Source organism: Shinella sp. S4-D37, from assembly GCF_040812195.1.
In the GTDB taxonomy this organism is placed as follows: Bacteria; Pseudomonadota; Alphaproteobacteria; order Rhizobiales; family Rhizobiaceae; genus Shinella.
In genome coordinates, this window is record NZ_JBFNXL010000005.1 from 2,214,122 (window position 1) to 2,234,498 (window position 20,377).

The 20,377-nt window shown below is 66.0% G+C and carries 22 protein-coding genes and 1 tRNA gene; 3 read left to right on the top strand and 20 right to left on the bottom strand.

Translation table 11 applies throughout. The annotated features are described in order from the left end of the window. Positions 1-4: 4 nt before the first annotated feature. On the top strand, positions 5-1,165 hold the full coding sequence (locus tag AB3G45_RS18280; RefSeq protein WP_367831886.1) for a glycosyltransferase: 1,161 nt from the start codon (positions 5-7) through the stop codon (positions 1,163-1,165). A 150-nt stretch (positions 1,166-1,315) separates the two neighbouring features. Here AB3G45_RS18280 and AB3G45_RS18285 read toward each other — a convergent pair whose 3' ends face one another. From AB3G45_RS18285 to AB3G45_RS18320, 8 genes are all read right to left on the bottom strand, one after another. Next, positions 1,316-1,627: a GlsB/YeaQ/YmgE family stress response membrane protein gene (locus AB3G45_RS18285; protein ID WP_367831887.1), complete on the bottom strand. Its 312-nt coding sequence runs from the start codon at positions 1,625-1,627 to the stop codon at positions 1,316-1,318. Between the two features lie 55 nt (positions 1,628-1,682). Then, positions 1,683-1,759, bottom strand: a tRNA-Pro gene (locus AB3G45_RS18290). 386 nt (positions 1,760-2,145) lie between these two features. After that, positions 2,146-2,676, bottom strand: a complete 531-nt coding sequence (locus AB3G45_RS18295; protein ID WP_367831888.1) for a MerR family transcriptional regulator — start codon at positions 2,674-2,676, stop codon at positions 2,146-2,148. Positions 2,677-2,802: 126 nt separating this feature from the next. Next, positions 2,803-3,141, bottom strand: a complete 339-nt coding sequence (locus AB3G45_RS18300; RefSeq protein ID WP_367831889.1) for an integration host factor subunit alpha — start codon at positions 3,139-3,141, stop codon at positions 2,803-2,805. Positions 3,142-3,320: 179 nt separating this feature from the next. Then, the gene (locus AB3G45_RS18305; RefSeq protein WP_367831890.1) at positions 3,321-4,292 is read right to left on the bottom strand and encodes a beta-ketoacyl-ACP synthase III; all 972 of its coding nucleotides are present in this window, start codon (positions 4,290-4,292) and stop codon (positions 3,321-3,323) included. 1 nt (position 4,293) lies between these two features. After that, positions 4,294-5,352, bottom strand: coding sequence for a phosphate acyltransferase PlsX (gene plsX, locus AB3G45_RS18310; protein WP_367831891.1), 1,059 nt, complete (start codon positions 5,350-5,352; stop codon positions 4,294-4,296). A gap of 117 nt (positions 5,353-5,469) precedes the next feature. Next, complete coding sequence (locus AB3G45_RS18315) at positions 5,470-6,024, bottom strand: DUF177 domain-containing protein (RefSeq protein WP_367831892.1); 555 nt, start codon at positions 6,022-6,024, stop codon at positions 5,470-5,472. Further along, complete coding sequence (locus AB3G45_RS18320; protein WP_367833619.1) at positions 6,021-6,599, bottom strand: ubiquinol-cytochrome C chaperone family protein; 579 nt, start codon at positions 6,597-6,599, stop codon at positions 6,021-6,023. The genes AB3G45_RS18315 and AB3G45_RS18320 overlap by 4 nt, the downstream gene beginning before the upstream one ends. Positions 6,600-6,725: 126 nt before the next feature. Between AB3G45_RS18320 and AB3G45_RS18325 the strand changes: the two genes are divergently transcribed. Next, complete coding sequence (locus tag AB3G45_RS18325) at positions 6,726-7,232, top strand: outer membrane protein assembly factor BamE (protein ID WP_367831893.1); 507 nt, start codon at positions 6,726-6,728, stop codon at positions 7,230-7,232. Between the two features lie 84 nt (positions 7,233-7,316). Here AB3G45_RS18325 and AB3G45_RS18330 read toward each other — a convergent pair whose 3' ends face one another. The 4 genes from AB3G45_RS18330 to ribH form a co-directional block, all read right to left on the bottom strand. Next, positions 7,317-9,452 (bottom strand): sodium-translocating pyrophosphatase, encoded by a 2,136-nt coding sequence (locus AB3G45_RS18330; RefSeq protein WP_367831894.1) that lies wholly within the window; start codon positions 9,450-9,452, stop codon positions 7,317-7,319. 191 nt (positions 9,453-9,643) lie between these two features. After that, positions 9,644-10,870, bottom strand: coding sequence for an MFS transporter (locus tag AB3G45_RS18335; RefSeq protein ID WP_367831895.1), 1,227 nt, complete (start codon positions 10,868-10,870; stop codon positions 9,644-9,646). A gap of 27 nt (positions 10,871-10,897) precedes the next feature. Next, positions 10,898-11,380, bottom strand: coding sequence for a transcription antitermination factor NusB (gene nusB, locus AB3G45_RS18340; RefSeq protein ID WP_367831896.1), 483 nt, complete (start codon positions 11,378-11,380; stop codon positions 10,898-10,900). Continuing rightward, positions 11,377-11,838, bottom strand: a complete 462-nt coding sequence (ribH, locus tag AB3G45_RS18345) for a 6,7-dimethyl-8-ribityllumazine synthase (protein WP_367831897.1) — start codon at positions 11,836-11,838, stop codon at positions 11,377-11,379. The genes nusB and ribH overlap by 4 nt, the downstream gene beginning before the upstream one ends. A gap of 197 nt (positions 11,839-12,035) precedes the next feature. Here ribH and AB3G45_RS18350 point away from each other — a divergent pair, with 197 nt between their 5' ends. Further along, positions 12,036-12,539: a cupin domain-containing protein gene (locus AB3G45_RS18350; RefSeq protein ID WP_367831898.1), complete on the top strand. Its 504-nt coding sequence runs from the start codon at positions 12,036-12,038 to the stop codon at positions 12,537-12,539. A 7-nt stretch (positions 12,540-12,546) separates the two neighbouring features. Here AB3G45_RS18350 and AB3G45_RS18355 read toward each other — a convergent pair whose 3' ends face one another. The 8 genes from AB3G45_RS18355 to AB3G45_RS18390 form a co-directional block, all read right to left on the bottom strand. Continuing rightward, positions 12,547-13,683 carry a GGDEF domain-containing protein gene (locus AB3G45_RS18355; RefSeq protein WP_367831899.1) on the bottom strand — a complete coding sequence of 379 codons (1,137 nt, stop codon included), beginning with the start codon at positions 13,681-13,683 and terminating at the stop codon, positions 12,547-12,549. A gap of 133 nt (positions 13,684-13,816) precedes the next feature. Next, on the bottom strand, positions 13,817-14,434 hold the full coding sequence (locus AB3G45_RS18360) for a riboflavin synthase (protein ID WP_367831900.1): 618 nt from the start codon (positions 14,432-14,434) through the stop codon (positions 13,817-13,819). Then, positions 14,434-15,540, bottom strand: coding sequence for a bifunctional diaminohydroxyphosphoribosylaminopyrimidine deaminase/5-amino-6-(5-phosphoribosylamino)uracil reductase RibD (ribD, locus tag AB3G45_RS18365; RefSeq protein WP_367831901.1), 1,107 nt, complete (start codon positions 15,538-15,540; stop codon positions 14,434-14,436). The genes AB3G45_RS18360 and ribD overlap by 1 nt, the downstream gene beginning before the upstream one ends. 2 nt (positions 15,541-15,542) lie before the next feature. Then, the gene (gene nrdR / locus AB3G45_RS18370) at positions 15,543-16,022 is read right to left on the bottom strand and encodes a transcriptional regulator NrdR (protein ID WP_023515610.1); all 480 of its coding nucleotides are present in this window, start codon (positions 16,020-16,022) and stop codon (positions 15,543-15,545) included. 9 nt (positions 16,023-16,031) lie between these two features. Then, positions 16,032-17,330, bottom strand: coding sequence for a serine hydroxymethyltransferase (gene glyA / locus AB3G45_RS18375; RefSeq protein WP_367831902.1), 1,299 nt, complete (start codon positions 17,328-17,330; stop codon positions 16,032-16,034). Between the two features lie 290 nt (positions 17,331-17,620). Further along, positions 17,621-18,943 (bottom strand): murein L,D-transpeptidase, encoded by a 1,323-nt coding sequence (locus AB3G45_RS18380; RefSeq protein ID WP_367831903.1) that lies wholly within the window; start codon positions 18,941-18,943, stop codon positions 17,621-17,623. Positions 18,944-19,229: 286 nt separating this feature from the next. Then, entirely contained in the window at positions 19,230-19,742 is a 513-nt protein-coding gene (locus tag AB3G45_RS18385; protein WP_367831904.1) for a MarR family winged helix-turn-helix transcriptional regulator, read from the bottom strand. A 130-nt stretch (positions 19,743-19,872) separates the two neighbouring features. Beyond that, the gene (locus tag AB3G45_RS18390; RefSeq protein WP_367831905.1) at positions 19,873-20,364 is read right to left on the bottom strand and encodes a DUF6163 family protein; all 492 of its coding nucleotides are present in this window, start codon (positions 20,362-20,364) and stop codon (positions 19,873-19,875) included. Between the last annotated feature and the right edge of the window lie 13 nt (positions 20,365-20,377).

Sequence of the window (20,377 nt, forward strand, 5' to 3'; positions counted from 1 at the left end):
AACCATGACAAGAAGACAGGACAGGGTTTTGCGCCGGATGCGCCTCCTGCAGGTGCTGGAGACCGGCGGCGGCGGCTCCGGCCGGCATTTCATCGACCTGTGCCGCGGCCTGACGGCCCGCGGCCACGCCGTGCACGCCATCTACTCGCCGCTGCGGGCGGAGGCACGCTTCGTCGAGGAGATGCAGGCGCTCGGCCTTGCCGGGCTGCACGCCGTGGCCATGACGCGCGCACCCGGCCCGTCGGACCTCTACGCCTGGCGGCAGATCCGCGCCGTCATGCGCAGCGCCGGCCCCTTCGACGTCGTCCATGCCCACAGTTCCAAGGCCGGCGCGCTGGCGCGCCTTCGCCTGCCCGGCCGCCACATCCCGCGGGTCTATACGCCGCATGCCTTCTACACGATGGATCCCGGCCTCGGCACGCTCGGCCGCCACGTCTACGGCGCGATCGAAAAACTGCTCGCCCGCGGCTTCACCGATCGCGTCATCTGCGTTTCCGCCGATGAATACGCTCATGCCCGCGCCCTCGGCATGCCGCGTGAAAAGCTGTCGATCGTCGTCAACGGCGTCGAGACGCCGCCGGCCGATCGCCGCGCCGCCGTGCGCCAGGCGCTCGGCATTCCAATGGAGGCGCTGCTCTTCGGCTTCGTCGGCCGGCTCTGCCACCAGAAGGCGCCGGAACGCCTGGTGGCGGCCTTCGCGCGCGTCGCCGAACGCGTGCCGCACGCCCGCCTGCTGATGATCGGCAGCGGCGACATGGAGGGGGAGGTGCGCCGGCAGGTCGAGGCGAGCGGCCAGGCGGCCCGCATCCACCTCACAACGGGCTTCACCGGCGTGGAGGCGATGGCCGCCATCGACGTGCTGGCCATGCCGAGCCGCTACGAGGCCATGTCCTATGTCATGCTGGAGGGGGCCGCCGCCGGCAGGCCGCTGATCCTCACCGATGTGGGCGGCGTCTCCACGGTGCTGAAGGACGGCGAGAACGGCATCCTCCTGAAGAACGCCGACGATCCGGCGCCCCTCGCCGAGGCCATGCTGCGGCTCAGCGATCCCGGCCAGCTCGCCCGCCACACGGTCGCTGCCCTCGCCCGTGCCCGCAGCCCCGAATACCGCCTCGAGCGCATGGTCTGCGAGACCGAGACGATCTATCGCGGCCTTATCGCCTGAAAGCGAAAGCCGCCGCCCTTTCGGGGCGGCGGCTTTCGCGGGATTGGCTCCAGAGTCTGTCAGGTTCATTGTGAATCTGACAGACTCTGGATTTCTTTGTTTTCGTTTGTCTCTTCGGGAAAACCGGTTCCCACTTTTCCCTGACAAACTCTAGCGCCGGATCGCCCGCGCCAACGCGATGAGGATGCAGGCGCCGATGAAGCCCGCAATCAGATAGCCGATCCAGCCGCCGAGCGACACGCCAATCAGCCCGAGCAAGAGGTTCGCCACCGCCGCGCCGACGATGCCGAGCACGATGTTCATCAGCACGCCTATATTGCTTTTCATGAACATTTCGGCGAGCCATCCCGCTACACCGCCGATGATGATGGCCGCAATCCAGCCAACGCCTGCATCTTCCATTTCCGTCTCCTTGACCCTGCCAATATCACCGGCGAACGAGGCCGGCCGAAGAAAACGCAAGAAAGCCCGCAAGGTTCCGGCGGAACCATGCATCCTGTCGAAAATAAAAGGAAAATGGTCGGAATGGCGGGATTCGAACCCGCGACCCCTTGACCCCCAGTCAAGTGCGCTACCGGGCTGCGCTACATTCCGGACCGCCGAAACCCCTATAGTCTCGGGCACTTGGATGCAAGGGGGAATTTTACAGAAAGCACGGAAAAGGAACAAACGGGATGGATAGGCGCAGGTGGAAACCGAAAGTCCCACCGGAAGTTCTGAATATGCTTAGCGCTTATTGACGCCGGACAAAGCCGCCGGTCCATACAGGCGCCGCCGGCCGGAAGGCCGAAAAGCGCAATTTTTCGCACGACAATTTTTCGCACGACCGTACCGGAAACCCCGAATCAGACCTTCCCGGGCCTTAGACGAAAGTCGTAGTGTGGCCCCGCTCGCTTGTCATTTGCGAGCACTCCCCCGCGTCACAAAGAGCCAAGCGTGACGCTTGTTTGCCCCGCCACCGTGCGGGGCCTTTTCTTCCCTCAGCGCACCTGGTCGAGCAGGCGCTTGCATTCCAGGAGATCGTAGAGCGCTTCCTGCAGGAGCGCGCGGTCTTCCTTGCCGACGCTGGTCTTGCCGATCGAGATCTCGGGCGCCTCGTCGCCACCGCCGACGAAGGAGAAGAAGCGGCGGCTGGCCGGCGCCTTGGCGCGGCCGACGATCTGGTCCTCGTCGCTGCCGGCCTTGGGCGGCGGCGGTTCTTCGTGGCTCGCCGCGGCCAGCGCCTCGACGGTGGCAAGGTCGCCGCTGGCGATGGCGGCGACGAAGCGGTTGCCGTTGACCTTCAGGAGCTTCTGCACGCCCTTGATCGTATAGCCGTGGTCGTAGAGGAGATGACGGATGCCCTTCAGCAGGTCCACGTCTTCCGGGCGATAGTAGCGGCGCCCGCCGCCGCGCTTCATCGGCTTGATCTGCGTGAAGCGCGTCTCCCAGAAGCGCAGCACATGCTGCGGCAGGTCGAGATCGTCGGCAACCTCGCTGATGGTGCGGAACGCGTCCGGACTCTTGTCCATTCTACCCTCGGTGAAAACCCATGCACGGCAACGGAAGGCCCTGCCGAATCGTATTCATTTCAGCGGGTTGCCGGACGATATTCAAGTTTCAAATTGCCGATCCGCCGGCAATCGGCAGAAAAACGCTCAGGAGGCGGGCGACGCCGGCTTCTGTTTCGCCTTGCGTGCGATATGTGCCTTCAGCACCCGCTGCTTGAGCACGTTCGACGCCTTGAAGGTCATCACCCGGCGCGGCGAGATCGGCACTTCCTCGCCGGTTTTGGGGTTGCGACCGATGCGCTCGTTCTTGTCGCGCACCTGGAACGTGGCGAAGGAGGAGAGTTTCACGCTCTCCCCCCGCACGATGGCATTGCAGATCTCGTCGATCACGGTTTCGACAAGCTCTGCGGATTCGGTCCTCGAAAGGCCGACCTTCCGGAAAACCGATTCGGCCAAATCTGCGCGTGTCACCGTCTTGCCGCTCATCGTTCCTCACCGATATCCCATTGAAAGCCTATGGTTAAGTGGCGGAAGAGTATTGTCCTTGCCCCCCCGGGTCAAGCGGCCCCTGCGCCCGGACGCGGGATAGGGCGCCCGACCGGCGCTCTACCCCGGCGAAGGGACGGCCGGAGCCTGCCCGTTGCCCGTCTTCCAGGGGGAAGCGACTACCAGCGCAGCAGCACCGCGCCCCAGGTGAAGCCGCCGCCCATGGCCTCCAGCAGCACGAGGTCGCCGTCCTTGATTCGCCCGTCGCCGGCCGCCGCAGCCAGCGCCAGCGGGATCGAGGCGGCAGAGGTATTGCCGTGCAGGTCGACGGTGACGACGACCTTTTCGAGCGGAATGCCGAGCTTCTTGGCCGAGCCGTCGATGATGCGCTTGTTCGCCTGGTGCGGCACCAGCCAGTCGACGTCCTCGGCCGCAAAGCCCGTGGCATCGAAGGCCGAGACGATCACGTCGGTGATCATGCCGACCGCATGCTTGAAGACCTCGCGGCCTTCCATGCGCAGATGGCCGACCGTGCCCGTGGTGGACGGGCCGCCGTCGACGAAGAGTTTTTCGCGGTGCGCGCCGTCGGAGCGCAGTTGCGTCGTCAGCACGCCGCGGTCCTGATTGGTGCCCGCCCCTTCCGCGGCCTCCAGCACGATGGCGCCGGCGCCGTCGCCGAAAAGCACGCAGGTCGTGCGGTCGGTCCAGTCGAGGATGCGCGAGAAGGTCTCCGCGCCGATGACCAGCACGCGTCTGGCAAGGCCGCCGCGGATATAGGCGTCGGCGGTCGTCACCGCATAGACGAAGCCGGAACAGACGGCCTGCACGTCGAAGGCGAAGCCATGGTGCATGCCGAGGCGGTTCTGGATGTTGACGGCGGTCGCCGGGAAGGTGTTGTCCGGCGTCGAGGTGGCGACGATGATGACGTCGATGTCCGCGGGCGTCAGGCCCGCCTTGTCGAGCGCGGCGCGCGCGGCGCCCTCGCCGAGCGATGCGGTCGTCTCGCCTTCGCCGGCGATGTAGCGCTGGCGGATGCCGGTGCGCTGCACGATCCAGTCGTCGGACGTGTCGACCATGCTTTCCAGCTCGGCATTGGTAAGTACCCGCTTCGGAAGCGCCGCTCCGAAGCCGCGGACCACTGAACGAATCATTCTATACCTCGTCGCTCATGCCCTGGGCGGCACCTTCGACGGGGCGGCCGGCATGATACTTCTGCAAATCTCTCTCGATCTTGTCCTTCAGGCCGTTGCGGGCCATGTCGTAGCCGACGTCGACGGCCGCGGCAAACCCCTCGGCGTCCGTGCCGCCATGGCTCTTGATGACGATGCCGTTGAGGCCGAGGAACACGCCGCCGTTGACCTTGCGCGGATCCATCTTCTCGCGCACCCGGTCGAAGGCGCTCTTGGCGAGGATATAGCCGAGCTTGGCCATCCAGGTACGCGACATGGCGGCGCGCAGGTACTCGGCGATCTGCCGCGCCGTGCCTTCCGCCGCCTTCAGCGCAATGTTGCCGGCAAAACCTTCCGTGACCACCACGTCCACCGTACCGCGACCGATATCGTCGCCTTCGACGAAGCCGTAATAGTCAATCGTGTCGAAATTGGCCTCGCGGATGAGCTGGCCGGCGGCCTTCACCTCTTCCTGGCCCTTGATCTCCTCGACGCCGACATTGAGCAGACCCAGCGTCGGCTTATCGATCCCGAACAGGGCCCGCGCCATGGCGCCGCCCATCAGCGCGAAATCGAAGAGCTGGTTCGCATCCGCGCCGATCGTCGCGCCGATATCGAGCACGATGCTCTCGCCCTTGAGCGTCGGCCAGATGCCGGCGATCGCCGGGCGCTCGATATTGGCCATCATGCGCAGGCAGAATTTCGACATGGCCATCAGCGCGCCGGTATTGCCGGCGGAAACGGCGACGTCGGCCTCGGCCTTGGCGACGGCATCGATCGCCTGCCACATGGAGGATTTGCCGCGGCCGCGGCGTAGCGCCTGGCTCGGCTTCTCATCCATGGCGACGGCGACATCGCAGTGGTGGAAGATGCTGGCGGCTTTCAGCTTGGGATGCTGCGCCAGCAGCGGCTCGCATTCGGCGGCATTGCCGAAGAGCACGAAACGAATGTCGGGATGGCGCTCGAGAGCCTTGGCTGCGCCCGGGATAGCGACCTTGGGGCCGAAATCGCCACCCATGACATCGACGGAAATTCTGACCACGCGTGTCTTGCCTTAATTCTTGTTTTCCAGGGACAGAGGGCTGCCGCGGCGGAATCCGGTCAAAATACCGCTTTTCGCCGGGGGCACAACTGAATTATCGGGCGTCGCAGGAGACGTTCAGTCTTTTTTCCAGTCCTTCAGAACGGCGAAAGGCGACGGTTTTCTGTCGTCCTTGCCGGTGCTCTCGATGTGACCGGAAAAGCCCACGCCGGACTTGCGCGGATAGGGGTCGATGGCGAGTGCGACATGTTCGGCCGCAACCACGCCGGCATCGACCGTGTCGCCCGTGAAGATCTCCGGCGCATCCGGCCCGTCGGGATCGAGCAGCATCTCGCCGGTCTCGCTTGCGACCGGAAGCCGTGCCAGCTTGGAGCCCTCGGGCACGAAGACCACCTCGACCGGCTCGTCGATATGCGCCTCGACGGGATCCAGCGTGACGACGCAGGCCTGCACGATATCCGCCGTGACGCGGCCCTTGAGGCGCACGCCGTCGCGCTTCCAGCGCTGGAGCTGGAAGGTGGCGGAAAGCGCCTTCACCTCCAGCACGGACCAGATCCTGGCAAGGCCCGCGCACTCCTCGGCATCGGCGCGGATCGTCACCTCGACCGGATTGGCGGAAATGTGCCCCACCTTGACCGGATAGGAGAAGGGCGTGTCGTCGTCTGTCTTCATTCTATTCCCTTTTGGCCGCCCTCAGGCGGCGTGTCCCTGCGCTCCGGCTCCGCGACGGTGAGCGCGCCGACCCGGATCTCGTCCTCGCCGACGGCAATCATCGCCTTTTCGGCCGTGAAGAGATAGTGGGCGAGGTCGGCCATCGACGGCGCATCCTCCCCGGCCTCCGGGTGGATGTTGCGCCGGAGGGCGGTGGCAAGGCCGTCCCGGTCGCCGGTATCGAGCGCCGCAGCGTAGGATTCCAGCCGGCCGTAGAACATGCCGGCGAACTTCTTCATGCGCTTGGGCACGCCGACATCGCCGACGCCGAGCTCGCGAATCGAATGATCCACGTCCTCGAAGAAGGCGTCGACGATCTCCTGGGCGATCTCCTGGCCGGACGTGCCGCTTGCGCGGGTGCGCCGGAAGTAGAGGATCAGCATGGCCGAGAGCATCTCGAAACGGCCCATCACCGTGTCGGGAACATCAAGCACTTCATAGAGATAGGGATGGCGCGCCGCCGTCGTCAGCGTCGCGTACTGCTTTTCGACGATACGCCGGTTGCCGTTTTTTTTGCCGAACAGGCCGAAAATCATCATAAAGCCTAGTTTTGCCCGATTCAAACCATGGAGCCGTCGCAAGTCATGTTGCATGACGCTCGAAGCTGGTTTACCGAAGCAGGCATGAATTGCAATGGCTGCGCGGCCATCACAGTCCCGGGGATGTTGTTGAAGAGAGATGCTCTGAACATGAAGCTGTTGCGTAACGCCGCCATTGCCATCGCGCTTTCCTCGTCCGTTCTCGCAGGCTGCCAGGGTCCCGGCGAAGTGCTGCACCAGGGTTACGTCGTCGACCAGGAAACGCTGGCGCTGGCGCCGGTCGGCTCCTCGCGCGAGCAGGTGCTGCTCTCGCTCGGCTCGCCGTCCGCCACCGCGACCTTCGACAACGAGGTCTTCTACTACGTTTCGCAGACCCGCAAGCGCCCCGTCGCCTTCATGAAGCCGAAGGTCGTCGAGCAGAGCGTCCTCGCCATCTATTTCGACAAGGAAGGCGTCGTCGAGCGCCTCGCGCATTACACGCTGAAGGACGGCCGCGTCTTCGACATGATCTCGCGCGTCACGCCGACCGGCGGCGTCGAGCTCACCTTCCTCGGCCAGCTCCTGCGCGGCACCGGCGGTGCGCCGGGCGCGGCGATCCAGAACATCTTCGGCGGCGGCGGCCCGAAATAAGGCGCCTTCGCCCGTCCCTGAAAATACGAAACCGCGGGGATCGCTCCCCGCGGTTTCTTTTTGGTCGCCGGACGGCGCTGCCCGTCAGGCGAGAACGGCCAGCAGCAGGAGCGCCACGATATTGGTGATCTTGATCGCCGGGTTGACCGCCGGGCCTGCCGTGTCCTTGTAGGGGTCGCCGACGGTGTCGCCGGTAACGGAGGCCTTGTGGGCCTCCGAGCCCTTCATGTGGCGCTGGCCGTCCTTGTCGACGAAACCGTCTTCGAAGCTCTTCTTGGCATTGTCCCATGCCCCGCCACCGGAGGTCATGGAGATGGCCACGAAGAGGCCGTTGACGATGACGCCGAGCAGCGAGGCGCCGAGCGCCGCAAAGGCCGAGGCCTTGGAGCCGGAGATCAGCAGCACGCCGAAATAGACGACGAGCGGCGCCAGCACCGGCAGCAGCGAGGGCACGATCATCTCGCGGATCGCCGCCTTGGTGAGAAGGTCCACCGCGCGGCCATAGTCCGGCCGTTCGGTGCCGGCCATGATGCCGGGCTTCTCGCGGAACTGCCTGCGCACTTCCTCGACGATGGCGCCAGCCGCACGGCCGACGGCGGTCATCGCAATGCCGCCGAAGAGGTACGGGATGAGACCGCCGAAGATCAGGCCGGCGACGACATAGGGGTTGGAGAGGTCGAAGGAGACCGGCCCCATATCCGCGAAATACGGATATTTGTCGCCGTTTGCCGCGAAATAGGCGAGGTCGTTCGAATAGGCGGCGAAGAGCACCAGCGCGCCGAGGCCCGCCGAACCGATCGCGTAACCCTTGGTTACGGCCTTGGTCGTGTTGCCGACGGCGTCGAGCGCGTCGGTCGACTTGCGCACTTCCGGCGGCAGGTGCGACATTTCGGCGATGCCGCCGGCATTGTCGGTGACCGGGCCGAAGGCATCGAGCGCCACGATCATGCCGGCAATGCCGAGCATGCCGGTAACCGCGATGCCGGTGCCGAACAGGCCGGCCAGCTGGTAGGTGGAAATGATGCCGCCGACGATGACGATGGCCGGCAGCGCCGTCGATTCCAGCGAGACCGCGAGGCCCTGGATGACGTTCGTGCCGTGGCCGGTGACCGATGCCTGGGCGATCGAGTTCACCGGGCGCTTGTTGGTGCCGGTATAATATTCGGTGATCACCACGATGAGCGCCGTCACCACGAGGCCGAGCAGGCCGCAGATGAAGAGGTTCGTGCCGGTGATCTCCTTGCCGGCGACGGTGCCGACGACACCCCAGCCGACGGTGACCGACGTGGCGGCCGCAAGGCCGAGGATCGACAACGCGCCCGTGACGATGAGGCCCCGGTAGAGGGCGCCCATGATCGAGCCGTTCGAGCCGAGCTTGACGAAGAAGGTGCCGATGATCGAGGTGATGATGCAAGCGCCGCAGATGGCCAGCGGATAGATCATGGCGGTGCCGAGAACCGGCGTGCCGGCGAAGAAGATCGCCGCGAGAACCATGGTGGCGACGACGGTCACCGCATAGGTCTCGAACAGGTCGGCCGCCATGCCGGCGCAATCGCCGACATTGTCGCCGACATTGTCGGCGATGGTGGCCGGGTTGCGCGGATCGTCTTCCGGAATGCCGGCTTCCACCTTGCCGACGAGGTCGCCGCCGACATCCGCGCCCTTGGTGAAGATGCCGCCGCCGAGACGGGCGAAGATGGAGATCAGCGAGGCGCCGAAGCCGAGCGCGACGAGCGCGTCGATGACCTCACGCGAGGCCGGCTCCTGACCGAGCAGCCCGGTGAGGACCCAATAGTAGATCGACACGCCGAGCAGCGCGAGGCCGGCGACCAGCATGCCGGTGATCGCGCCCGACTTGAAGGCGATGTCGAGGCCGGAGGACAGGCTGACGGATGCGGCCTGCGCCGTGCGCACATTGGCGCGGACGGACACATGCATGCCGATGAAACCGGCGACACCGGAGAGAACGGCGCCGATCAGGAACCCGATGGCGGCCGTTGCGGAAAGCAGCAGCCAGGTGCCGACGAAAACGACGACCCCGACGATGGCAATGGTCTTGTACTGCCGGGTGAGATAGGCCTGCGCCCCTTCCCGGATATAGCCTGCAATTTCCTGCATGCGGGCATTCCCCTGATCGGCGGCAAGCACCGACCGTGTCGCCCAGATGGCATAAACCACCGAGAGCAACCCGCATGCGATAACGCCCAACAATATGGTCATTTCGCTCTGTCCTCCTTGAAGGCGGCGGGGTCCTCTCCCCGCAGCCGATATGCGCCCGCTCCCGTTTGCCTCCTCACAAGACGGGGCCGGCGCGAGGCCAGAGTGCGTTTGCGAATCGGTTGCGTCAAGCCGCCGCAATGCGGCAAGCGACGCGCTACGCTGGATTTTTCGGCGTCGGTCGACGGCCGGGCTCAGGCGGCCTGGCGGCGGCTGCGCAAAAGCAGGAGAAGAACGAGAACGAGGCTCACCCCGGTGATCGGCCAGAACATCAGGTTGATCGTCTGCCAGCCATAGGCGTTGAACACCTTGCCGGAGGAAAACGAGGCGAGCGCCACCGTGCCGAACAGGATGATGTCGTGGAAGCCCTGCACCTTGTCGGCCTCGTGCGGCTTGTAGCTGGAGGCGACGATGGCGGTGGCGCCGATGAAGCCGAAGTTCCAGCCGATGCCGAGCAGGATCAGCGCGCCCCAGAAATTCCACAGCGCGATGCCGGCATGGGCGACCGCCGCGCAGGCCATGAGGATGATGAGGCCCGCGGCGACCACCTTCTCCGTGCCGAAGCGCTGGATCAGCATGCCCGTGAAGAAGCTCGGCGCGAACATGGCGAGCACATGCCACTGGATGCCGAGCGTCGCCAGCTCCGGCGAGAAGCCGCAGCCGATGACCATGGCGAGCGGCGCGCCGGTCATCATGAAGGTCATCAGCGCGTAGGAGGAGATGCCGCAGACCATGCCGGTGAGGAAGCGCTGGGTCAGCACGATCTCGCCGAGCGGCCGCGCCGCCTCGCCCGTCGCCACGGCCGCCGCCTTGTGGTCCGGCAGGCGCAGGAACAGGAAGAGCCCGATCGCGGCAAGGCAGAGCGGGGCCAGCGCCACGAAGGCGCCGGCAAACAGCACCGGCTCGAACAGGTCCTTGGTGAGGATGACGACCTGCGGGCCGAGCACGGCGGAGATGACGCCGCCGGCGAGAATCCAGGAAATGGCGCGCGGCTTGTAGAAGGACGGCGAGGCATCGGCTGCGGCGAAGCGGATCTTCTGGGCGAAACCGCTGGAAATGCCGACCAGCACGAAGCCGAGGGCGAAGAGCCAGAAATCGCCGCGGAACAGCGCGATGGCGGCGACGAGCCCGCCGCCCGCGCCGATCAGCGCGCCGACGATGAAGCCGTAGGTGCGGCCGAGCATGCGGGCCGCGATGGCGACGAGCACGGCGCCGAGCGCCACGCCGACATTGAAGCCGGTCAGCGGGGCGGTGGCGAGCGACTTGTCCGCGCCGAGCAGGTTGTAGCCGGCAAGGCCGCCGACGGAAAAGACGATCGGCCCGGCCGAGGCAAGCAGGGCCTGTGCGATCATCAGGAGGAACACGTTGCGGCGCGCGGCCGAAAGTTCCCGTTCAAGACCTTCGACCGTGCCCGTGCTCATGCCGCCTACCGTTTTACTCGCCGTGTCTTACTTGCGTGTGTCCGGCCGAAGCTGCTTGGCGATGCGGTCGAGCACCGCGTTCACCAGCTTCGGCTCCTCGTCCTCGAAGAACGCCTTGGCGATCTCGACATATTCCGTGACGATCACGGCGACCGGCACGTCCTTGCGCTCCTTCAGCTCGAAGGTGCCGGCGCGCAGGATGGCGCGCACGGTGGAATCGACCCTGGACAGCGCCCAGTCGTCCTGCAGGGCGGCGCCGATCATCGGGTCGAGCAGGCGCTGGTCGCGCACCACGCCCGCGACGATCGAGCGGAACCAGGAGGCGTCCGCCTTGAGGTAGGTATCGCCGTCGACTTCCTGGCCGAGGCGATGCGCCTCGTATTCGGCGACGACTTCCAAGACGCCGGTGCCGCCGATATCCATCTGGTAGAGCGCCTGCACGGCGGCAAGACGCGCCGCGCCGCGCTGGTTGGCCGGCTTCACCGGCTGCTGATCCCTGTCCGTCGTCACTGTTCGCCGCCCAGTTTCTTCTTCAGATCGATCATGGTGAGCGCCGCGCGGGCGGCAAAGCCGCCCTTGTCGCCTTCCGAGCGGCGGGCGCGCGCCCAGGCCTGCGCGTCGTTCTCGACGGTCAGGATGCCGTTGCCGATCGGCAGGGCCTCGCTGACGGACAGGTCCATCAGGGCGCGGCTCGATTCGTTGGCGACGATGTCGAAATGGTAGGTCTCGCCGCGAATGACCATGCCGAGCGCGACGAAGCCGTCATACCAGGTGCCGGCATTTTCCATGCCGTCGAGGGCCATGGAGATGGCCGCGGGGATTTCCAGCGCGCCCATGACGGTCACGACGTCGTAGGTCGCGCCGGCGGCATCGAGCGCGTGCCTGGCGCCGTCGAGCATCGCGTCGGCCATGTCGTCGTAGAAGCGCGCCTCGACGATGAGAAGATGGGGATTATCGGTGTTGGCCATAAATCACCTGAACATTGGAGGCAGGCCACGCATCAGCGGGCAGAGGCGGCGGTCAAACCACGACGGACGGAGCTTGGCAAGCATTTTCCACCCCCTGCGGCGATTTCGGCGCCCCGGCAGGAGCCGCATCGCACGAACCGGATTGACACAATGGAACAAAAAGAGAACAATATGTCAAGAGCCGCGGAGGAGCAGGCATGGACGCGCAGGAACCGCCGATCGTCAATATCGCCAGGCTCGCGCTGGAGCACTGGACGCAGGGCACGCTCTACGAATCCCGCGACGCGTCGTTCGGCGCGCGCCTCGGCCTGAAGGACCTCGGCATCGGCTATGGCGAGGTGCCGCCCGGAAAATCCGGCTGTCCCTTCCACAGCCACCATGTCGAGGACGAGCTCTTCGTCATCCTGGAGGGCCACGGCACCTACCGTTATGGCAGCGCGCGGCATCTCGTCGGCCCCGGCGACGTGCTGGGCGCGCCGGCCGGCGGGCCGGAAACGGCGCACCAGATCGTCAATACCGGCACCGTGCCGCTGAAATACCTGTCCATCTCGTCCATGGCGGCGACGGAGATCTGCGAATATCCGGATTCCGGAAAGTTCCTCGCCAAGTCGCGCCTTGCCGCGGGCGGGCGGACGGAGTTCCGCACCATCGGCCGCACGGGTGAGGACGTCGACTACTGGGAGGGCGAGCCCGGCGCCTGAGGCCCGCTCAGGCGGCGAGAGACACCCGGTTCCGGCCGTTGCGCTTGGAGGTGTAAAGCGCCTTGTCGGCATTGCTGAGGAGGGAATCGAAGCTCGTGCCGTTTTCGCCGGCAAAGGCGATGCCGGCGCTGACGGTGCAGGTGATCGACCGGCCGCCCGTCGGGATGAGCTTGGCGGCGAAATCCTCGCGGACTCGCTCGGCGATGCGCTGGGCTCGGTCCGGCGGGGTGCGCTCCAGGACGACGACGAATTCCTCGCCGCCGAGGCGGGCAAGGTAGGCCGCCGCCCCGCAGGTATCGCGCAGGACATCGGCGAAGACCATCAGCACGGCGTCGCCTGCCGCATGGCCGTGCCGGTCGTTGATCGCCTTGAAATTGTCGAGGTCGAAGGCGATCGCCGCATGGTGTTCCTCGACCGGAAGCGCCCCGTAGCGGTCGAAGAGGGCACGGCGGTTGAACAGGCCGGTCAGCGCGTCGGTCATGGCCGCCCTCTGGTGGCTGCCGGCGATGCGCCACTGGTTGAGCGCGAGCGACATGGCGCCGATGCCGGTGATGCCCATGATCGCGGCGACCAGGTTGAGGTTTTCCGCCCAGTTGTCCGGCGCATGGCCCATCACCCACCGGCCGTCATGGAGGAGCACGCCGGCGCACAGCAGGAAGGAGACGGCGGTCAGCAGATAGAGGATGACGATGCCGGTCAGCGGCAGCGGCGCCTCCGCCCGGCCGCGCCAGTATTCCAGGGCCGTCGCGCCAAGGCAGCCGGCGATGAGCAGGTTGAGCGCGATGAAGGCGATGCCGTCGTAACCGGCCACCAGCGGCGGAAGCGCAACGGCAAGGCAGGCCGTGAAGACGGCCGCTATGCGCCGGCGTGCGCGCCGGCCGGTGCGGAACCGGTAGGCCGCGCCGTAGATGAAGGCAAAGCCGAGGAAATGTAGCAGGAAGGCAAGGCAGCCGACCGCGACGCTCACCCGGTCGATATAGAGGCTATAGACGGCCACGGCCGGCACGATGCAGCCGATGCCGATGGACCAGCAGAGCAGGAAGCGCTCGACACGGGCGGACATCCACGAGGCGAACAGCGTGGCCGACAGGCAGAAGCCCGCCAGCCCGATCGCCAGCAGAAGGGTTGGGTAGTCAGGCGCCATGTGACGACGGTCTCCAGCGATCCGGTGCGCGCACACTAGAGACCAAGAAGTATCGATATCGTTACCTTAAAGACGGGCCGCCGCGCGCGGCTGTGCCGATCCGCGACGGAATTTTGCGCGTGTCACGCCGCCGTCACGCCTTCGGTGCCGGGAACTCCGCAAGCCGCGCCGCATAGCGCGCCATGGTGTCGACCTCGAAATTGACGAAGTCGCCCGCCTTGCGCTCGCCCCAGGTGGTGACCTCCAGCGTGTGGCGGATGAGGAGCACGTCGAAGACGGCGCCGTCCACGGCATTGACGGTGAGCGAGGTGCCGTCGAGCGCGACGGAGCCCTTCGGCGCGACGAAGCGCTCCAGGCCTTCCGGCGCGCGGATGCGGAAGCGCGTCGCGTCGCCCTCCGCCGCAACGGAGAGGATCTCCGCCTTGCCGTCGACATGGCCTGAGACGATATGGCCGCCGAGTTCGTCGCCGATCTTCAGGGAGCGTTCGAGATTGATGCGGGTGCCGGGCGTCCAGGTCGCGATCGTCGTCAGGCGCAGCGCCTCCTCCCAGGCCTCGACCTCGAACCAGCGGCCGTTCGCCCCCTCTTCCGGCAGCGCCGTGACGGTGAGGCAGGTGCCCGAATGGGCGATGGAGGCGCCCATGTCGATGGTGGCGGGGTCGTAGGCCGTACGCACGCGCAGGCGCACCCCCTCGTTCATGGGCTCGACCGCCTCGACCGTTCCGATATCCGTGACAATGCCGGTAAACATCAATCGTCTCTTTCGTATTCGTGCCAACTGTCCGCGCCAAGGCGCGCCGTGTTCCGGAGCGAAAACCCATCCGGCACGCGCCCCGGCACAGATGGGGATGCGACCCCGTCCTTGCCAATGGTGCCGGCCCCCTCGAACAGCAGGATGCGGTCGACGAGGCCGGCATCGAGGAAGGAGCGCGCGGTGCGCGCGCCGCCCTCGACGAGCAGCGAGGAAATGCCGCGCGTCGCCAGCGCCACCAGCAGGTCATCGAGCCGGCGCGGGTCGCAGGTCAGGATCTCGACGCCGGCGGCTTCGAGGTCGCGGGCGTTGGCGGATGGCAGGTCAGAGGGGGGCGCTTCCGCACCCTTCGACGTCACCACGACGACCGGCACGTCCTTCGCCGTCCGCGCCAGCTTCGAAGCCGGCGGCAGTTCCAGCCGCGGGTCGAGCACGATGCGCACCGGCGAGCGGGCTTCGAGCCCCGGCAGGCGGCAGGTCAGTTCAGGGTCGTCGGCCATCGCCGTGCCGATGCCGATCAGGATCGCATCCGTCTCGGCGCGCAGCACATGCACCTGGCCGCGCGAGACCGGGCCGGTGATGGCGACCTGCCCCGCGCCGAGGCGGCCGAGCATGCCGTCGGCGGAAACGGCAAGTTTCAAAGTCACATGGGGCCGCTTCTTCGTCTGGCGGGTGAGATAGGCGGCAAGCGCTTGCCGGCCTTCCGCCTCCAGCACGCCCGTCTCGACCACGATGCCGGCATCGCGCAGCATCGAAAGCCCCCTGCCCGCCACACGCTCGTCCGGGTCCGTCACCGAGACGACGACGCGCGCGACGCCCGCGGCGATCAGCGCATCGGCGCAGGGCGGCGTCTTGCCGTGATGCGAGCAGGGTTCGAGCGTCACATAGGCCGTGGCGCCGCGCGCGGCTTCGCCGGCGTCCGCCAGCGCCTGCGTTTCGGCATGCGGCCGGCCGCCGCGCGCGGTGACGGCGGCGGCAAGGACCACGCCGTCCTTGACGATGAGGCAGGCGACGGAGGGATTGGCGGCCGTCAGGCCGAGATGGCGGCGGCAGAGGCGGATGGCCGCTGCCATGAAGCGTGCATCGCCTGTCGCCGCGCCGGACATTCTCAACCGTCGGCGCCCGGATCGCGGGCGATCTTGGCGGCGACCTCGGAAAGGATCTTCTCGAAATCGTCGACATGGGAGAAGTCGCGATAGACCGAGGCGTAGCGCACGAAGCCGACGTCATCGAGCGCCTTCAAGGCCTCCAGCACCTGGAGCCCGATCTCCTCGGAGGAGATTTCCGTCTCGCCGGAGCTTTCGAGCCGGCGGACGATCCCTGAGACCGCGCGTTCGATGCGATCCCGATCGACGGGCCGCTTGCGAAGCGCGATCTCGAAGGAGCGAAGCAGCTTGTCGCGGTCGAAGGGGGCCTTGCGGCCCGTCTTCTTGGCGACCATCAGTTCCCGCAACTGCACCCGTTCGAAGGTCGTGAAGCGACCGCCGCAATCCGGGCAGATGCGCCGGCGGCGAATGGCGGCCCCGTCCTCTGCCGGACGGGAATCCTTCACCTGCGAATCTTCCGAACCGCAATAGGGGCAGCGCATCTGGGCTCCTTACATATAGGTGTACATCGGGAAGCGGTCCGTCAGCTTGACGACCTTTTCCCGAACGGCGGCTTCCACCGCGGCATTGCCGTCGTCCGAATTGGCGACCTTCAGGCCGTCGAGAACCTCGACGATCAGGTTGCCGATCTCCTTGAACTCGGCTTCCTTGAAGCCGCGCGTCGTGCCGGCCGGCGTGCCGAGGCGCACACCCGAGGTGACGAAGGGCTTTTCGGGGTCGAACGGGATGCCGTTCTTGTTGCAGGTGACATAGGCGCGGCCGAGCGCGGCTTCGGCGCGCTTGCCGGTGGCGTTCTTCTTGCGCAGGTCGACGAGCATCAGGTGGTTGTCGGTGCCGCCCGAAACGATGTCGAGGCCGCCGGCCTTCAGCGTCTCGGCGAGCGTCTTGGCGTTCTTGACGATCTGCGCGGCGTAGTCCTGGAACTCCGGCTGCAGCGCCTCGCCGAAGGCGACGGCCTTGGCGGCGATGATGTGCATCAGCGGGCCGCCCTGCAGGCCCGGGAAGACGGCCGAGTTGATCTTCTTGGCGATGTCTTCCTCGTTCGTCAGCACGATGCCGCCGCGCGGGCCGCGCAGCGACTTGTGCGTGGTGGTGGTGGCGACATGGCAATGCGGGAAGGGCGACGGGTGCTGGCCGCCGGCGACGAGGCCGGCGATGTGCGCCATGTCGACCATGAGGTAGGCGCCGACCTCATCGGCGATCTCGCGGAAACGCTTCCAGTCCCAGATGCGGGAATAGGCGGTGCCGCCGGCGATGATGAGCTTCGGCTTGTTCTTGCGCGCCTTCTCGGCGACGTCGTCCATATCGAGCAGGTGATCTTCTTCCCGCACGCCGTAGGAGACGACATTGAACCACTTGCCGGACATGTTGACCGGCGAACCGTGCGTCAGGTGGCCGCCCGAATTGAGGTCGAGGCCCATGAAGGTGTCGCCCGGCTGGAGCAGCGCGAGGAAGACGGCCTGGTTCATCTGCGAGCCGGAATTCGGCTGCACGTTGGCGAAGTTGACGCCGAACAGCTTTTTGGCGCGCTCGATGGCGAGTTCCTCGGCAATGTCGACGAACTGGCAGCCGCCGTAATAGCGCTTGCCCGGATAGCCCTCGGCATATTTGTTCGTCATGATCGAGCCCTGGGCTTCGAGCACGGCGCGCGAAACGATATTTTCAGAGGCGATCAGTTCGATTTCATGGCGCTGGCGACCGAGCTCCTTCTGGATCGAGCCGAAAATCTCCGGATCGGTATCGACAAGGGAACGCGTGAAGAAAACGTCGGTAGCGGAAGAATTGCTCATCCTCGAGGCTCCTTAGGGTCAAGTGGCACGGTGTTTACCGTCCTCGCATGGCAAGGGCAATATCCGCTCCACGGTTTGCGCCATTTCAATGCGGCTTATGCGATAAAAGCGACAGGGATGGCCCGGCCCGCCAGACCGCCAACCAGTTCCGGAAACCTCTCCTCCGTCATGGTCGGCCTTCGAGCCGACCATCCACAGCCGCGGGTGCCGCGTGGGGCGAGGCTTGTCAGCAAAAAGGCCCCGCTTCCGGCAGAAAGCGAGACCCTCGAAAAACGTCGGGCGGATTGCGCCTATTGCGGCAACAGATCGCTGTCGACGGCCTGGCCGCCTTCCTGGTTGTAGTTGGTCTGGAGGGCGAGTTCGGTGGCGCCGTCCTTCTGGTAGATGTCGTCGCGGAACTGCACGACGCGGTCCTTGGCCGACCAGGCGGTGATGTAGGTGAAGAAGACCGGCACTTCCTCGGCCAGCTTGATCGGCGTGTTGACGCCGCTCTTGATCGTCGTCTCCATCTGAGAGCGCGACCAGCCGGGCGTTTCCTTGAGCAGCCAGACCGAGAGGTCGCGCACGTTCTGCACGCGCACGCAGCCGGACGATTCGAAGCGCATCAGCTTGTTGAACAGGCCCTGCTGGGGCGTGTCGTGCATGTAGACCTGGTGCTCGTTGTGGAAGTTGATCTTCATCGAGGACATGGCGTTGATCTTGCCCGGGTCCTGGCGGAACATCAGGTTCGGCGCCTTCTCGGCGTTCCAGTCGACCGTCTCGGGCGAGACCTCGCTGCCCGAACCGTCGAACAGGCGGATCGCGTTGCGCGAAAGGTAGGTCGGATCCTTGCGCATCAGCGGCATGATGTCCTTCTGGATGATCGAGCGCGGCGCGGTCCAGTAGGGATTGAGGATCACTTCGTAGATCTTGGAGTTCAGCACCGGCGACTGGCGGTCGATCTTGCCGACGATGGCGGTGTGGCGCGAGGCGACGCGGCCGTTCTCGACCGCCTCGATATAGGCGGCCGGGATGTTGACCATGACGTAGCGGCGGCCGAGGTCGCCGGACATGGCCTGCAGGCGCACGAGATTGGTCTGGAGCTGGCCGAGGCGGGTGACGGCCGGGACGTTCAGCGCCTTCAGCGTGTATTCGCCGACCGCGCCGTCGGCCGGCAGGCCGTGGCGCGCCTGGAAGCGTTTTACCGCGCCGTCCACATAGGAATCGAAGGCGCCGCTCGTGCCGGCCGAGCGCGGCAGGTCGCCGGAGATGATCAGGCGCTGGCGCAACTGCGCGACCGCCGGGTCGGCGACGCCCATCTCCATCTTCTGCTGCGTGTTGACCGTCGGCCAGCCGCCGTTCGACACGATGTTCTGGTAATCGACGATCGCCTGCTGGAGATAGCCCGTGGTGCCCGAGCCGAAGATCGGGTTGTTGGAGACGATGGCGGTGGCGGTACGCGAGGCCGCAGCGTCGAACTGGTCGTCCCAGTTGCCGCGGCGCGGAGCATTGAGGATGTCGTCGAGCGCTGTCTGGGCGAGCGTCGGGCCGGCCACGGCGGCGGCGCTGAGGCTTGCGGCGGAGCGCAGGAAGGCGCGGCGCGAGAACACATCAAATCCGGTTTTGCGAGACATTTATCCTACCATCTCCTGGGCGCCGCCAGGGGCGGCGCGGTGCGCACGGCACGGCGACCCCGAAGGGTCCATACCCCATGCAGCTATCACGAACAGGGTTAACAAACGCAAACCGGCCCTGCCGCCCGCGCATACCTAAGCCCAGTGTCCGGGTGTCACAGCAATATGGCCAATTCGTGTCTCGGCAGGGTGCGGGCCATCCCGAGCGCCCGCGCGAAAACGTGAAAAGCCGGACGCGCAGGGGACGCGGCCGGCTTTTGGGGAGGAGGTCGAGAAGGAACGCCGATTACAGGCGGTAGAGGATCGAGTCGTTCCAGAAGCGATCGAGGCGCTGGAGCAGCTTGTTCATCTGGTTGAACTCGCCCTCGCCGATGCCGCCGACCTTCTGGATCGAGCCGATATGGCGCTCGTAGAGCTTTGCCACGGTCTCGGCGACTTCCTGGCCGCTTTCCGTCAGGCTGATGCGGACGGAGCGGCGGTCGATGCGCGAGCGCTGGTGGTTGATGAAGCCGAGGTCGACCAGCTTCTTGACGTTGTAGGAGACGTTCGAGCCGAGATAGTAACCGCGCGAGCGCAGTTCGCCGGCCGTCAGTTCCGAATTGCCGATGTTGAAGAGGAGCAGCGCCTGGATGGCGTTGACGTCGGAGCGGCCGGCGCGGTCGAATTCGTCCTTGATGACGTCGAGCAGGCGACGGTGCAGGCGCTCGACGAGGTGGAGGGATTCCAGGTAGAGATTGCGGATCGCGTCTTCCTGCGGATCGGCGACGGGGGCCTGCTGCGGCTTCATCTTGGTGTTCATGGTTACTGCCTCACTGTTTTGTTTGGCGGTGTGGTTTGTTTTCCCGCCTTGAGTGAGACCCTATCGAATGCATCTAAAATTCTACTTAAACCGCAGGCTTAACAGCGCCTTACCGGAAGGCGACCCTGTCTCAGGGTGAATCAGTCCTTACCGTGCGGGCCTGCCGGCGGCGCTGGACGAAGAGCGCGATGCGGAAAAGAAGGAAGAGAAGGGCGATGGCGCCGTGGGTGACGACCAGGAGCCGGTTGACGCCGAAGGTCGAGGGATAGACCTCGTGCATGGCGATCTCGGTGGCGGCCGCGATCAGCCAGATCACCGGTCCCCAGGAGACGAGGAGCCAGAGGCCGACGGCCGCGACGGGGAACAGCACGGCAAGCGCCGTATAGGCCGCCTTCCAGGCCGGCGGCAACAGGTCGAAGCGCCCCTGCCCGCCGAAGGAGAAGCCCGTCAGCATCGCCCAGTATTGCAGCGCGAACCACAGCGAACTCACCGCCACCAGCCGCAGGAACAGCGCGAACAGCGTCTCGGTCAGGCTTGGCCTCGGGCCCTTGGCAGAATCAGCAACCATGGCGCGGACAGTAAGGGCAAGGCCGGCCGGCATAAAGCCCGTAACCGCGATCATGCACGGCCATATG